Annotated in this window: 12 protein-coding genes; 8 read left to right on the forward strand and 4 right to left on the reverse strand. The window is 48.2% G+C overall.

Annotated elements, in window-relative coordinates; genetic code table 11:
* The 6 genes from ENN47_08590 to ENN47_08615 all read left to right on the forward strand — a co-directional run.
* On the forward strand, nt 1-1,459 hold a 1,459-nt coding region (locus ENN47_08590), incomplete at its 5' end, for an ABC transporter ATP-binding protein (GenBank protein ID HDP78223.1).
* A complete protein-coding gene (locus ENN47_08595) occupies nt 1,456-2,571 on the forward strand; it encodes an ABC transporter permease (protein ID HDP78224.1) in 1,116 nt (371 codons plus the stop codon). The genes ENN47_08590 and ENN47_08595, both read left to right, overlap by 4 nt.
* Entirely contained in the window at nt 2,564-3,502 is a 939-nt protein-coding gene (locus ENN47_08600; protein HDP78225.1) for an ABC transporter permease, read from the forward strand. The genes ENN47_08595 and ENN47_08600 overlap by 8 nt, the downstream gene beginning before the upstream one ends.
* Nucleotides 3,503-3,754: 252 nt before the next feature.
* Nucleotides 3,755-4,726 carry an ABC transporter substrate-binding protein gene (locus ENN47_08605; GenBank protein ID HDP78226.1) on the forward strand — a complete coding sequence of 324 codons (972 nt, stop codon included), beginning with the start codon at nt 3,755-3,757 and terminating at the stop codon, nt 4,724-4,726.
* Nucleotides 4,727-4,730: 4 nt separating this feature from the next.
* Entirely contained in the window at nt 4,731-5,744 is a 1,014-nt protein-coding gene (locus ENN47_08610; GenBank protein HDP78227.1) for an Inner-membrane translocator, read from the forward strand.
* Nucleotides 5,723-6,445, forward strand: coding sequence for an ATP-binding cassette domain-containing protein (locus ENN47_08615; GenBank protein HDP78228.1), 723 nt, complete (start codon nt 5,723-5,725; stop codon nt 6,443-6,445). Before ENN47_08610 ends, ENN47_08615 begins: the two co-directional genes overlap by 22 nt.
* On the opposite strand, the gene ENN47_08620 is transcribed toward ENN47_08615, so the two are convergent.
* The 4 genes from ENN47_08620 to ENN47_08635 all read right to left on the reverse strand — a co-directional run bounded on the left by ENN47_08620 (nt 6,431) and on the right by ENN47_08635 (nt 12,949).
* Nucleotides 6,431-7,549, reverse strand: a complete 1,119-nt coding sequence (locus ENN47_08620; protein ID HDP78229.1) for an NAD(P)/FAD-dependent oxidoreductase — start codon at nt 7,547-7,549, stop codon at nt 6,431-6,433. The two genes, ENN47_08615 and ENN47_08620, sit on opposite strands and share 15 nt — an antisense overlap.
* Nucleotides 7,542-8,705 carry an MFS transporter gene (locus ENN47_08625; protein HDP78230.1) on the reverse strand — a complete coding sequence of 388 codons (1,164 nt, stop codon included), beginning with the start codon at nt 8,703-8,705 and terminating at the stop codon, nt 7,542-7,544. Before ENN47_08625 ends, ENN47_08620 begins: the two co-directional genes overlap by 8 nt.
* Nucleotides 8,706-8,798: 93 nt before the next feature.
* On the reverse strand, nt 8,799-10,946 hold the full coding sequence (locus tag ENN47_08630; protein ID HDP78231.1) for a sodium-translocating pyrophosphatase: 2,148 nt from the start codon (nt 10,944-10,946) through the stop codon (nt 8,799-8,801).
* 44 nt (nt 10,947-10,990) lie between these two features.
* Nucleotides 10,991-12,949: an ATP-dependent helicase gene (locus ENN47_08635; GenBank protein ID HDP78232.1), complete on the reverse strand. Its 1,959-nt coding sequence runs from the start codon at nt 12,947-12,949 to the stop codon at nt 10,991-10,993.
* A gap of 84 nt (nt 12,950-13,033) precedes the next feature.
* Between ENN47_08635 and ENN47_08640 the strand changes: the two genes are divergently transcribed.
* Nucleotides 13,034-14,056: a potassium channel protein gene (locus ENN47_08640; GenBank protein HDP78233.1), complete on the forward strand. Its 1,023-nt coding sequence runs from the start codon at nt 13,034-13,036 to the stop codon at nt 14,054-14,056.
* Nucleotides 14,057-14,203: 147 nt separating this feature from the next.
* On the forward strand, nt 14,204-14,563 hold the full coding sequence (locus tag ENN47_08645; GenBank protein ID HDP78234.1) for a hypothetical protein: 360 nt from the start codon (nt 14,204-14,206) through the stop codon (nt 14,561-14,563).
* Nucleotides 14,564-14,942: the final 379 nt, after the last annotated feature.

The raw sequence follows: 14,942 nt of genomic DNA on the forward strand, positions 1-14,942 counted from the left end.
CAGTATCTCGCTCGATCTTCGTAAAGGTGAAGTCCATGCTCTGTTGGGAGAAAACGGGGCTGGGAAGACGACGCTTATGAACATTCTCTTCGGCATATATAAGCCTGACATGGGAGAGATTCTCATGGACGGCCAGAGAATCTCCATATCTTCTCCTCACAACGCGCTGAAGTATGGAATTGGAATGGTTCAGCAGCATTTCACGGTCGTACCCTCGTTCACCGTGGCCGAGAATGTTGTGCTCGGTCTCAAAGAGATGGGCTTCTTCGTAAAGACCAAAACAGTTGAATCAAGTATAAAGAAACTCGGAGAAAGCTATGATCTCCCAGTTAATCCCAGGGCTCGAGTCTGGACTCTTTCTGTCGGGGAAAAGCAGCGAATCGAAATTCTGAAGCTGCTTTATACCGGCGCGAAAGTCATCATTCTTGACGAGCCAACGGCCGTCCTCACTCCTCATGAGACTGAAATCCTGTTCAAAGCAATAAGAAAGCTTGTGAGTGAAGGCTCTTCAGTAATCTTCATAAGTCACAAACTGGACGAGGTGCTCCAGATCAGCGACAGGGTTACGGTACTGAGAGGCGGCAGGTTTGTTGGAACTGAGGAGAGAAGTTCAATTGACAGAAGATCTCTCGTAAGAATGATGGTAGGCAGAGATGTACTTCTTGATTTCGACAAGCCCAAAACCGTACCCGGAAAGACAGTACTCGAGATTGAAAAGTTGACGGTCAAGAACGACAAGAATTTGGAAGCTGTGAGAGACCTGAGCTTAAGCATTCGATCCGGTGAAATACTGGGAATCGCGGGTGTTGCCGGAAATGGTCAGAGAGAGCTGGCTGAAGCAATATATGGCCTCAGGAAACCAATCCACGGAGTCGTTCGCTTGAACGACAAGAAGCTCGGAGCTACCAATGTCGCTCAGAGGATAGAAGAAGGTGTGGCATTCATACCCCAGGATAGAAGAGCCCTTGCAACTTGTCCTTCGTTGTCAATAACCGAAAATATGTTCATGAAGAACGCTTACTCAAATTATATTCCTCAGTCGCCCTTCAACGTTAATATTCGTGCAATGCAGAAGGCTACGGAAGAATTGATTGGCAGCTATTCAATATCCACCCCTTCGACGAAGACACCCTCAAGATTTCTTTCAGGCGGAAACCTGCAGAAACTAGTCCTTGCCAGGGAACTCTCCACTAAACCATGCCTTATCATAGCGGAGCACCCCACGAGAGGCTTGGACATAGGAGCCATGGAGTTTGTCTACAGGACTCTCCTTGCGCACAAAGAACGCGGAGCGGCCGTTCTACTACTGGCCGGCGAACTATACGAGATATTCAGGCTTTCAGACAGAGTTGCAGTGATTTATGAGGGAGAAATAATGGGATACACGCCTCCTGATCCGAAATTTACAGAGGAGATCGGTTTCATGATGGCCGGATCAAAGCAGGGGGAGATAGCATGAGAATAAAAATCGAGAAAAGACTGGCAGTTCCCAAATACTCCTCGATCCTTGTTCCCATTCTTTCGGTAGCGATCGCTCTAGTTCTTATGGGCATAATCTTGCTGGTATTTTTCTATGGACGGCAGGGCAATCTCTTCCTTGCGTTCCGCGAAACGTTTGAAGCATATAAAGAGATGCTCACTTGGCCATTCGCCAACAAGTATGGAATCTTCAGCACGCTGATGAGAATGGTACCGCTCGCCTTTGTTGGATTGGGTCTATCATTTGCTTATAGAATGAAGATATGGAACATCGGAGGTGAAGGCCAGCTCTATATGGGAGCATTGGCCGCTACCTGGGGAGCTCTTTACTTATTCAAAGATGTCACTTCACCGGTGCTTATGATTCTCCTCATTTCACTTCTCGGAGCAGCAGCGGGTGGCATTTGGGCCTTGATCCCCGCACTAATGAAGGCTTTTGCGAAGACAGACGAGATAGTGGTTACTCTCATGCTCAACTATGTCGCAATATTCTGGGTAGATTATCTTGTCTACGGACCGTGGAAAGACCCCAAGGGCTACGGCTTCCCCGGAACGGCACCGTTCCCGAATCAAGCAAGGTTGGCGACTCTTTTTAAAGGCGAGTTCCACGTAGGTTTCTTTGTAGCAGTTGCCCTTGCGATTGTCCTTTACTACGTCTACAAGCGAACAAGATGGGGAATGAATTCGAAAATCGTCGGAGACAATGCTCAGGCCGCCAGGTACTCGGGAATCAGCATAATAAAGTACACGATTATTGCGCTCGTTGTCAGCGGAGCAATAGCGGGGTTGGGAGGAGCCGTACAGATGATGGGAGTTCAGCACAGACTGCAACACGGCTTCTCCCCCGGATACGGCTACACTGCAATCATCGTAGCCTGGCTTGCGAAGTTGAACCCAATTGCAATTCTCCTTGTCGCATTTCTCTTCGGAGGCTTGCTCGTGGGAAATGATCAGCTTCAGATGTTCTACAAGCTGCCCATGGCTCTGATATCGGTATTTCAGGGGCTGGTTCTTTTCAGCCTTCTCGGAGGAGAGGCAATTGCCAGATATAGATTGAGGGTATCGAGAGAGGAGGCTGTCACGAATGAATAACATCGAGTCTTTCATTCTCTCGACACTCAGCGCTACAGTTAGGGCGGGAACTCCTCTGCTTTTTGCGGTCCTCGGCACGATATTCACGGAGAGGTCGGGCGTCATGAATCTCGGGCTCGAAGGATTTATGCTAATTGGGGCAATCGGAGGCTTTGTCGCTTCTTACCAGACGTCGAGCCTTCTCGCGGCAATTCTTGTTGCGATGCTCGCAGGGGCTATTCTTGGTCTGGTCCACGCCTTCTTCACAGTGACTCTCAGAGTGAATCAAATCGTCAGCGGACTTGCTATCACAATGCTCGGCACAGGCCTCAGCGGCCTCTGGGGAAAGGATTACATTGGTGTAATCGCCAAGCGTTTTGAACCGATAAAGATTCCCGTTCTCTCCGAGATTCCATATATTGGTCAGATCCTGTTCAGTCATGATCTGCTGGTCTACATAAGCTTCATTCTGGTTCCTCTCATGTGGCTGTTCATATACAAGACTCGTCCGGGGCTTACGCTTCGAGCAGTGGGCGAATCTCCCGATGCCGCAGACGCGAAAGGTATAAACGTCTTTGCGGTGAGATACTTCTACACGATACTGGGAGGTTCCATTACGGCTATCGGGGGAGCTTACCTTTCGCTCGCTTACAACTCCATGTGGATCGAGAACATGACAGCAGGAAGAGGATGGATTGCCATTGCTCTCGTGCTATTCGCCACCTGGGATCCCGCAAAGGCGTTGATCGGTGCATATCTCTTCGGAGGAATCACCGCTCTTGGCTTGAGATTGCAGGCAGTCGGTGCTCATGTTTCACCCGACTTTCTAAAGATGCTTCCATATCTTCTCACGATCGCCGTTCTGTTCTTCACCTCTACAGACACACTGAAGAGAAAGGTGGGGGCTCCTGCGTCGTTGGGAGTACCGTATTCAAGAGAAGAGAGAACCTAAAGAAACAAAACGTTCGTCTTTATTCTTGATCCGTAACATTCATTTGTGGTATAAACTTTCTATCAAGATATTCGGAGGTTAATGCGATGACTCGAGCGGCATATGTAAGCTACGTATACGCTTATTGGTTTAGGAGGAACGTCCTTTCTTCGGACTCCTCCGGTGTGTGCTTGAGTTAAAATACACTAGAGAGAATAAAAAGAGAGGACGTGAGAAACGTCCTCTCTTTTTTTATATCAGGAGGGATGTAGAATGAAGCGGGTTCTTGTATGTTTGGTATTATGTGTTGGAGTTCTTGGTTTGTCCATGCAGACGGTCGGAATTACGGCAATAGTTGAACACCCGGCACTCGATGCGGTAAGGGATGGGGTTATTGACGTACTCGAAGAGAACGGCTTTAAGCACGGAGAGAACATAGTAATCGACTTTCAGAACGCTCAGGGCTCAGTTTCGACAGCGGTTACTATCGCTAAACAGTTCGTTTCGACAAACGTGGCAGTAATGGTGGGTATCGCCACCCCATCTGCACAGGCGCTGGTAAATGCTTCGAAGACCATTCCCATAGTCTTCAGTGCCGTTACTGATCCGGTCAGTGCCAGTCTTGTTCCCGCCTTTGGAAAGAATCCTGGAAATGTGGTCGGAATAAGCGACATGACACCTGTGAAGACTCAGCTGCAGCTTCTGACACTGACTCTACCCGACGTTGAAACTGTTGGAATCATTTACAACTCGGGAGAGGCAAATTCGGTCACGATAAGAGAATTTGCTAAAGAGGCCTGTGACGCTCTTGGATTGAAGCTTATTGACATCACAGGCTCCACGACGGTTGAAATGGTCGCCTCGCTCAATGCGCAGATCAAAGATGTCGATGCAATCTACATAGGCACTGACAACACTGCGGCCTCAAGCATAGAATCGATCTCTAAGGTTGCTTTGAGAGAGAAAATCGCAATTGTCGCGGCCGATATTGACATCGCAAGATCCGGCGGCCTGATCGGCTTCGGATTCAACTACTATCAGGTCGGCAGAGCCACAGGAGAGCTTGTCGTCGAGATTCTTAAGGGTACTCCTCCATCAGAACTGGAGACAAAGATACTTGGACAGGATTCCCTGATTCTTTTCGTCAACACAGACATCGCCGATGAAATCGGTGTTGAGATTCCACAATCAGTTCTGGATCTTGCCAATCTCATAGTAACTGATGGTGTAGAGACCGAAAGGTAGTAAGATGGCGATTCTGGAACAGGGATTGATAATCGGCCTTATGGCCCTGGGAGTGTACATATCTTTCAGAATAGTTGATCTTCCCGATCTCACAACAGATGGATCCTTTGCGCTGGGTGCCGCGGTTGCCGTAAGAGCAGTAGTCTCAGGTCTACCTGCCTGGTTGGCGATAGCGTTGGCGGCAGGCACCGGGGCCCTTGCTGGGAGCATCACAGGAACCATCCACAGAAAACTCAAGATCAACGTTCTTCTAGCCGGAATATTAGTCATGACAATGCTTTACTCGGTAAATCTCAGGGTAATGGGTGGCCCAAATCTCCCTGTTCCTAGAGTCGTTCCAGAGAGAGCAACCCAGAGTTTCGAAGAGATGAGCGGAAGCACAGGTTTGGAAAGTCTGTTTGAAGAGATCGATATAGATACAGAGAAGAGAGAATCGAGAACGACCGTTGTCGCCAAGAACATCTTCAACAACGATCTCGACGGTTCGGATTTGATGCTAATAATTCTTGTGATTTCTGCTGTGATCGTAGTTTTGTCTGTTGCTTTAAAGTCGGATCCGGGAATGACACTGAGAGCTTTTGGCAGTAATCCCTCAGGGGTGGTTTCCTTTGGAATCTCGCAGAATGTTCTAGCCATTGCGGGGCTTACCATTGCCAACTGTGTAATAGGTTTGAGCGGAGGTCTTTTCGCTCTCTACAGCGGGTTCTCTGATGCCACAATCGGTCAGGGAATGGTTGTTACTGGACTGGCATCGGTAATAATGGGCGAGATACTTCTTGGGAGAGTCAAGTTGTTCTACGGACTTCTTTCTCCGATCGTCGGAGGTGTTATTTATCAGGCACTACTATCTCTGGCAATGAGGTACGGTTACAGAATAGGCTTTCTTGCAAGCGACATGAAACTACTCACAGCAGTCTTTATTATCACTGTGATTGGATTACGTCAGCTCTCCTCGAGCGGGGGAAAACGAAAGATGAAACAGGAGGTGAAGAGGTTATGGTCGAATTCAAAGATCTGACGGTCGTATACAATCAGGGGATGGAAAACGAAAGAGTTGCCTTGAAGAACGTGAGTCTGACAATCCCCGAAGGACAATTTGTCACCATAGTCGGACCCAACGGAGCAGGCAAGTCTACACTTCTGAAAGTGATTCTTGGAGAGGTTCAGCCCACATCGGGTCTATATATAATCGACGATAGGACCATGAATTGCATGAAGCCTCACAGGCTTGCGGAGTTTATCGGAAGAGTTAATCAGGACCCGAATACGGGAATATTTCCGGCTCTTACGATAGCCGAGAATTTGATAATTGCATCGAAGAAAGGCAACAGGCCCTTCAGGTTCAGTTCTGTCAAAGAAGAGGCAATATCTCTTCTTAGGGATCTCGGGCTTGGACTGGAAGACAGGATGAAAACCAAGGCGGGAGAGCTCTCGGGAGGGCAAAAACAGTCTCTTGCAATGGTAATGGCCATTTTGTCGAAGCCCAGACTGCTGCTTCTTGACGAGCACACGGCTGCGCTTGATCCAGATAGCGCCTCAAGAGTAATGGAACTGACAGCCAGAATCAACAGAGAGTACGACATAACTATAATCATGATAACTCACAACATGGAAATTGCCAATTCTTACGGAGAAAGGTTGATGAGATTGATCGAGGGTGAAGTTGCAAACGACGGAATAAGAGAGATACTGTCCAGAGCGACTTCAGTTATGTGTTGAGCGGCTCTCGACTCCACCTGTGAAGAGACTCTTCAAGGTGAGCCAGTACGGACCTTTCACATAACCGCTCAAATAATTGATCAACAGTTTACCGGCCGTTCTTTCCTTAAGAAGTTCCAGTTTCTCATCAAGATTCGAGTTGAACCTCTTTCTGAAGGCGTCTGCGATCTGCAGATGCCTCGCAATGGGGAAGAGCCTTTCCAGGTATCTTTCGTTTGCGGTTTTTCCCTTGTAACCATCTTCAACAATAGATAGGGCCGCCTGCCTTCCTGAATCAAGTGCAAAGTCAATCCCGGCACCTATCCAGTTATCGATGAGACCTGCGCTGTCCCCAGCAAAGAGAAGACCGGTCTCAAAATTGTTGAGTTTGAGGACCAAGTCACTATTGAAAAGCGGAACAGGGGTACCGTTAAGTGCTAGCTCTTCATCAAAGGACTTCCTTAACAATGTGCTAATCTCTTCGAAAGAGGGGATATGACTGCAGTCCGGGTATTTTCCTCCCCCGACTGAATCGTAAGATTCACCCGGAAAACTCCAGAGATATCCGTCCTGAATAAATATCACCGAAGCACTCACAGTCGGAGAGCTGTAACCGTGGGACGCGATCGCATAACATGGCGGCTCCAGCCCTGCGAGCTTAGCTCCGAATACTCCTGCAGAAACTATCACATAGTCTGCGGTGAGCTCACTATCTTCAGTTCGTACCACGAACCCATCTCCGCTTCTGTTCACCCTTCTAACCCTTGAGCTGACAAACTCTCCCCCTCTGTCAGTGACTGATTCCAACAGCTTATTATCGAGTTCTTTCCTGTTGACTGTCGTGAACATCGGCTTTTTTGAAACTAGAGTCACCAGATGCTTAACTGCTCCATCTGAAATCTTGCTAAGAGCAAGCTCGAAACTTTCAAAACCATCTATTTCTGATTCAGGAAATATCTGTGAGATCGTCTCTCGAGCTCTGGGAGTAAGCCCTCCACCGCAACCTTTCACCCTGGGAAAGCTGTGTGAGTCCAAAAGGGTGAAATCGACACCCTCTCTGAGAAGAGTTCTTGAAGCTGCCAGGCCTGCAGGTCCCGCACCAACTATTATGACCTTCTTATGCACTTCTTCTCACCACCCTAAGCCTCATTATCAGGAGCGCTACAACTATCTCGAGGAAGATTAGAAACATTATGAAGATAACTCCGGCCATCATACCAAACTGATGACCGAGAAAGCCAACAAAGAAATTTGCTGTCGCGCCGCCAATCGATGCGGCAACCGTAAACATTCCAATCGCAAAACCTATTCCATTCTTCATGGAAGATATCAAAATAGCCTGAAGTGTGGGGAAGGTTCCTGAAAAGCCAAACCCCGCAAAAACTACTGCCGCGCCTATCGCTATGGCAGATTGAAGAAGCAACGCCGCACCAAATGATACAAAAGCAATTATCACCATCAGGAGAAGTGAAAGTTCGTATCCAAGTCTATCTACGAAAAATCCGGCGAGTAATCGCCCGATGAATATTCCTGCCCATAGAAGAGCGGGAAAGATGCTAGCATATCTCATATCTATTCCCTTGGTCTCAAAAACGAAGCTTGACAGCCATGAAGTGAATCCGATTTCGTAACCCACATAAAGAAGGACTCCTGCCATGATGAGCCAGAAGATCTTCTGAGAAAAGACCTCGTTCTTGAAATGTGCCGCCTTTTCACTCGTTCCGGCAAAGGGGATTCTGAAGAGAAACGGGACAAAGGCAACCAGAAGCACCGCTCCAAAAAGCCCTACCAGAAATGGCTTCCACCATGAGTTATAATCCACAAGAAAGGCAGCGACGAGAAATGGAGCGATAATTGAACCAACCGCAAATAATGAATGCATAAGGTTGAGCGCTCCTCCGGGCTTCCTGTAATTCATTCCGGAGACTCCGATGCCAATCGAAGTCTCCATGGCTCCCGTTCCAAAGCTAACGGCCATGCTTCCGATCAGAAGAAGCCCGAACGACCGTCCGATCGAAAGAACGGTCAGTCCTCCAGTGAACGAAAAGATACCCACAGCAAGAAGCTTGAAAGGTCCCAAACGATTTGTAAGGGCACTAACAACGAGAGCCGACGACATGAAGGCGAGTGTTGGAAGTGAAAGCAAAATGCCCGCAATCTGATGATCGATTCCGAAGCTTCTCTCGATTGCCGGGAGCGCGCTGCCAAGTATTATTGACGTAAATCCAAAGAGAAAAAAACCGTACGACGAAATTATGCTGAAAGCTTTCTTGGTTTCCATGAGAGAATTCTAACACGGCCGGCCGATACTTTGAAATGAAGTAATTCCAAAGAAAACGCGGCCCTGAGGCCGCGTTCACAAAAGATCTCTCATTCACATGAAGAATGGTGTCACCGGGAAGAGAGAACCAAAGACCAGAGAAACAACAGACATGAGCTTTATTAGAATATCCATTGAGGGCCCGACCGTATCCTTGAGCGGATCTCCCACGGTGTCGCCTACAACGGCCGCTTCATGGGTTGGGGTTCCTTTGCCTCCGTACTCGCCGGTTTCGATAAACTTCTTGGCATTGTCCCATGCCCCACCTGAATTGGCACTGAAGATGGCTATCATTATCGCGCTTGCAAGTCCGCCCACCAACAAGCCGGCAACTGCCGAACGGCCGAAGAGGAACCCGATTATGAACGGCGATGCAATCGCGACCACACCGGGAGTTAGCATTCTACTAACGGCTCCCTTTGTAGTTATCTCTATACATCTCTTGTAGTCAGGCACAGCTTCGCCAGTTCTGATTCCCGGAATTTCTTTGAACTGTCTGCGAATCTCCACTATCATGAGGTTGGCCGTATCGGCTACCCCTTTGATCAACAATGAAGTGAAGAAGAAGGGAAGCATTCCGCCAATCAGAATCCCGATTAGTGTGTACGGTTCTACTAGGTTGATTATGGGATTGTTCACAATCTCATTTGCAGTCCCTGCTGAGCCCCATATGTAAGAGACTATCAACGCCAGAGCGGCAAAGGCGGCAGAACCTATGGCGAAACCCTTGCCTATTGCAGCAGTCGTATTTCCGACAGAATCCAATCTGTCCGTCAACTTTCTGACCTTCGGATCGAGATTGGCCATCTGAGCAATTCCGCCTGCGTTGTCAGCTACCGGCCCGTAAGAGTCGACTGAAACAATGTATCCGACAAAGGAAAGCATTCCCAGAGCAGCCATCGCAATTCCATAAACACCGGCAGACCAATACGCAGCAAGAATTGCCATTGCTAGCGTTATCACCGGCCAGAGTGTACTGCCCATTCCAAGTGCAAGACCGCCTGTAATATTGATTGCAACACCGCTTTGAGTATCCTTTGCAAGCTTTCTAGTCGGTTTGTATTGATCGGAAGTGTAGTACTCACTTAGCTTCGAGATGATTATCCCCGCGATTAGTCCAGAAGCTATTGCAAAGAACAGTCTCCACCTTGAAACGAATTCGGGGTTGATTATGAAACTGTCCTTGAATGGATAGTCAGGCGCGGCAATCCCGATTACGATCGCCACAGATCCTAGAACAAGAACCCCGGTAAACAAGTTCCCGAAACTCAGGCTCTTCTGCGCATCCTTCGTTTTCATGTTCGCCACAACGAGAACGCCGATCAGCGAGGCAAGAACGCCTGCTCCGGCGATAAGAACGGGAAGGATAATCAACCCGTAATATTGAGCCTCTGTCATCGTTCCGTGATCAGCGAACTTCATGAAGATCGCGAGCACAATAGCAGATACAATCGATGCCACGTACGACTCGAGAATGTCTGCGCCTAGCCCGGCGACATCTCCCACGTTGTCACCGACGTTGTCGGCAATAGTTGCTGGATTCCTGGGATCGTCCTCTTCGATATGTTCCTCGATCTTACCCACGAGATCGGCGCTCATATCGGCAGCTTTCGTATACATGCCTCCGCCGACCCTATCGAATAGAGCTATCAGACTAGCACCGAGAGAATAGGAGCTTATGATCATCACTCCGTCGATATAGGAGATTCTCCCGAATGCTTTCGAGATATCTGTGATGCTCTCGAAAACGAACGAGCTCTTGAAAACCAGCATCACGATCGCCAGACCGGTTAGAGAGAAACCGGCAACCGCAAGCCCCATTACGGAACCGCTTGAAAAGGCTACCTTGAAGGCGTTCGAGAGTCCGCTTCCCGCTCCGGCCGCCACCCTTGCGTTAGCTCTTGTTGCCGCATACATTCCTATTACCCCTGCCAATTCAGAAACAAGAGCTCCGAACAGCAGGACTATCGGATATTTGAACGACTGAAAGATAATCCCTAGAACGGCAGCCAGAATAACCGCCACAAGAAATATCTTTCTTGCTTCTTCTTCAAGGAATGCAGAGGCACCTTCTTGAATATACTTAGAAAGCTCTTTCATCCTGTCACTACCTTGCGAAAAGCCTAGAGTCCGCCTCAACATGATGAAAGCAAAGACTGTAGAGATGATCCCTGCTACAAGTGGTAAGTACAATGCGTTCATTTCTTCTCCCTCCTAGTTACTTCTATATTGGAACCTAATTTTGGCTAAAAATCCCAGCTTACATCCCATCGTTCAAAACAGTCTTTCGGCAACTTCTCCAGAAAATCGTGTCCGCTTCTGAAGACATATCTGTTTCCTATCATAGGTCTGGATCTGCCGCCTTTCTGCCTAAGTATGTAAAGATAATCCTTTGCTCTCGTAACGGCCACATAGAAAATCCTCTCTTCTTCGCCTAATGAACCTTCTACTATTGCCATGGAATTGGGAAAATCACCTGGATTGACGGCAAGAATGAAGACAACTTCCCATTCCAGTCCCTTTGCCTGATGTACTGTGGTGAGCACGACCGACGGCTGCCTTTCCGCCGACTCCCGTTCGATGTCGATTTTCTCGCTCACTGCAAGGTCTTCAAGAAGGTCGGAGATCGATTTGTACCGTCCGGCTATTTCGATCATCCTTTCCACATCCATTCTTCTTTCTCTGGCATCTCCAAACTTCTCGTCCAGGTAGTCGCCGTAGAAATCCGTATAGAATCTCCTAATTATTTCCGAAGGTGGCTCTTCCTCGCCAATGTCACCGAAGATAGTGACCATTTTATCCAGCTTAACACGATTGCTCACATGAGAACTCACAACATCTACTGGCTTGTGGCCGTCATTCACAGCAGCCGTTATTCCCTGGATGATTCTGAGCGAGGTTGCATTACCCACCCCTGGAAAGAGTCTTAAAGACCTTCCCCATGAGATTTGATCCAGCGGGTTCTCAATTACTTTCAGCACCGCCAATATGTCCTTCACATGAGCAGTCTCCGTAAATCTCGGCCCAGAGTAGAGCGTGAAATTCATCTTCCTCTTGTCCATCTCCATCTGGAGTTCAAGTGAATGATAATGAGAACGATACAAGACCGCTATGCTTTCAGGGTCTATCCCATCGTCTATATGTTCCTGTATTCTTTGCGCCACAAACGATGCTTCTTCGAGGTTGTCCCAGGTCTCGGCGACGACTGGAATCGGACCATTCATTCGAACGGCCCTAAGCTGTTTCTCAATCGAGTCTTCCGGGACTATAGTATTGATTAGCTCAACTATTTGAGGAGTGGAACGGTAATTGGTTTGTATCTTGAAGATCTTGGCGTCCTTGGCGGCAAGAAAGTCATAGACGTTCTCAAACCTCGCGCCACGGAAAGAGTAGATAGATTGAGCGTCATCTCCTACAACGATCAGGTTGCCATGAACTGAAGAAAGCATCTCCACAAGCCTGAACTGAAGAACGTTAGTATCCTGAAACTCATCGACCAGAACCCATCTGAACCGTTCCGACTCCTTCTTCAAGATAGCGGGATTCTCATTAAAAAGCTTGAGAGCCTTCAGAAGGAGGTCGTCGTAGTCTACGCAGTTCTGATGAGTCTTCTCTTGAACGTATCTCTTCCAGATTTCCTCAATCTCATCGTAGGAGCCAAGAAACTTCCTGTTCTTTCTTACTGTCGACTCTCTCAGGGAAGAAAGAACATTGACAGAATAAGAGTAGATGCTCTGTAATACTCCTGCAGAGGGGAGTGTCGAGCTGTTGATTCCCTTCCTCTCTTCGAGAAGTTCAGTCCTGCAGTGTTTTATCAGATCTTTGGCATCCTCTCTATCAAGAATCGTGAAGTTTTCCTTTAACTCGGCCGCTCGGGAATACTTTCTCAAGAAATAGTTGCAGACATGGTGGAACGTGCCCGAAAGCATTCCCTGAAGATTCGATCCGCTAGCCCGCCGCGCTCGATCAATCATTTCTCTAGAGGCCGCGCGTGTGAAGGTCACAAGAAGGATATTTTGCGGCTTGACAGAGCTTGATACAAGGTGTGCTATTTTGTATGTGATGACCCTCGTCTTTCCCGAACCAGGGCCCGCTACTATTAATGAACGCCCGTTTGATTCGACGACAGCCTTCAGCTGCTCCTCATCGAGTCCTTCACTTAGAAATCCGGGAATTTCAGAACTTTTGAGAGTATATTTCTTCATCGACCACAGTGGCCCCCTTCTGCTAAGATTTTACCATAACGGAGAAATGGCTTCACTCAGACTCTATTTGATTCGGAGGGATCGATGAATAACGAAACCGGTGGTGCAAGACAGATTGTTGTCTCTCTCGTTCTGTTGCTGGCGGTATTCGTAATTGGAATCGTAGGATACTCGATAATTGAAGGCTATAACCCGATCGACTCTTTTTTCATGATAATGATAACTATTTCGACTGTTGGCTACAGCACGCCCACTGATCTTTCTCAGTCGGGAAAGATCTTCACGAGTCTGATTATTCTGGCCAGTATTACGATAGTTGTGTACGCAGTCTCCAACATTACGGCCTTTCTTGTAGAAGGGCGTGTCAATAAGATGATCAGGAGGAGAAGGATATTGAAGACCATTCAGAAGCTTGAAAATCACTATATAGTAATTGGGGCGGGAGATTTGGGTTCTACAATCGCCCATGAGATGTCCAAGAGAAACAACGATGTGGTGGTAGTTGAAAAGAACGAAGAGAGGCTCAGGGATCTTACAACAAGAGAGGGAGGAAAACTCATCTATATCTCGGGAGATGCTACCGAGGAAGAGACTTTGAAGAATGCCGGTGTTGATACCGCTCAAGGATTGCTCGCCTGTCTACCGGATGATGTGGACAACATATTCGTAGTTCTTACGGCTAGAGGAATGAACAAGAAGATGAAGATTATCTCAAAGGTTACCCACCGTGAGAACATAAACAAACTCAGCTACGCAGGGGCCGACAAAGTAATTCCGATTCAGGAAATCGGGGCACATAGAATGGTGTCGATGGTGCTCAATCCGACTATAATAGGCTTTCTCGACAGTATTTCTCAGTCCGGATCGCTTCAGCTGCGCTTTGAAGAGGTCAGGGTACCCGACTCCTTCGCTAGAGAGGGGATGTCAATGGAGGCTTTGAAGATCCCGCAGAAAACCGGCTTGATAGTGATTGCAACAGTAAACGATGGAGTCAGCAAGTTCAATCCAAGCGCTTCGACTATAGTGAAGCCCGGAGACAGTCTTATGGTGCTCGGCGAGCACGAGCAGGTTGTTAAGCTTCAGACTCTGCTGAACGACGGCCTGTAGAATTAATTTCTGAGCAAGAAACAATCTAGAGATTCCGAAAGAAACTAACCGCATCTTTTTGAACAGTAACGGTTGATTTAGTTTTCCAGCCTATTGCAGATAAGATCGCTCTCGATAATATACATTGTTTGAATAGGAGGAATGAAAATGGCAGACAAGGCGATAAAGTATTCGGCAAAAGGAGCGGACTTCGCGCCTGGAGTAAAGGGATTCTCAGCGAAGGCTGTGGATATAGAATCTCCCTTCTCGGGGAGGCCTGAGGCCCACAAGTATCAGCACGACCTGTATGTTGTAATTTCGGGAACTGCGAAGGTGAAGACGGGAGTGCTAAACGGTGAAATCAAGGAGATCTCCGACGGCGAGTTCAGGAGTGACGAAATGATTGTCGAGGAAGAACACATTCTCCAGGCAGGCGATTCACTGCTGATTCCTACCGGGGTAGGTCATTCACTAATCGTCGAATCTGGCACCTATTCACAATGGGTCTTCAAGATCGATAAGAAGTGATCCAAAGGATAAGTTCGTTTGTTGGTGGTACGTGGTTGGTGGTTGGTAGCACCTGCCCTCCGAAAAGATCAATCGAGAAAGAGTACTGTCGAGAGGTTCGCTGCGCACACGAGAGGACGAGAGAAAAGCAGGTCACTGCCGAAATAAGACGCAAGCACCGAAAGAGCATCGGCGGACGCAAGGCTGGCTTCGCCAGGTCGCAATGCCCGGAAAAGCATCCGGGGACGCAAGGCTGCCTGCGGCAGGAGGCAAAAAAGGAGCCAGCCTGCTTATGCAGGCCAGTCAGGCTTCGCCTGGCCAGTCTCGCCTTCGGCGAGGCCAGTTCCGACTTCGTCGGGCAAAGGAGCCGCTGGTCGCTTGCCAAGAGATCGGGTTGCTA

Origin of the sequence: Mesotoga infera (assembly GCA_011045915.1) — a bacterium.
Taxonomy (GTDB): Bacteria; Thermotogota; Thermotogae; order Petrotogales; family Kosmotogaceae; genus Mesotoga; species Mesotoga infera_D.

Excerpts from the sequence above, each read along its gene's own strand:
- ENN47_08595 (HDP78224.1), top strand. The coding sequence starts at position 1,456 with ATGAGAATAAAAATCGAGAAAAGACTGGCAGTTCCCAAATACTCCTCG.
- ENN47_08600 (HDP78225.1), top strand. The coding sequence starts at position 2,564 with ATGAATAACATCGAGTCTTTCATTCTCTCGACACTCAGCGCTACAGTT.
- ENN47_08605 (HDP78226.1), top strand. The coding sequence starts at position 3,755 with ATGAAGCGGGTTCTTGTATGTTTGGTATTATGTGTTGGAGTTCTTGGT.
- ENN47_08610 (HDP78227.1), top strand. The coding sequence starts at position 4,731 with ATGGCGATTCTGGAACAGGGATTGATAATCGGCCTTATGGCCCTGGGA.
- ENN47_08615 (HDP78228.1), top strand. The coding sequence starts at position 5,723 with ATGGTCGAATTCAAAGATCTGACGGTCGTATACAATCAGGGGATGGAA.
- ENN47_08625 (HDP78230.1), bottom strand. The coding sequence starts at position 8,705 with ATGGAAACCAAGAAAGCTTTCAGCATAATTTCGTCGTACGGTTTTTTT.
- ENN47_08630 (HDP78231.1), bottom strand. The coding sequence starts at position 10,946 with ATGAACGCATTGTACTTACCACTTGTAGCAGGGATCATCTCTACAGTC.
- ENN47_08635 (HDP78232.1), bottom strand. The coding sequence starts at position 12,949 with ATGAAGAAATATACTCTCAAAAGTTCTGAAATTCCCGGATTTCTAAGT.
- ENN47_08640 (HDP78233.1), top strand. The coding sequence starts at position 13,034 with ATGAATAACGAAACCGGTGGTGCAAGACAGATTGTTGTCTCTCTCGTT.
- ENN47_08645 (HDP78234.1), top strand. The coding sequence starts at position 14,204 with ATGGCAGACAAGGCGATAAAGTATTCGGCAAAAGGAGCGGACTTCGCG.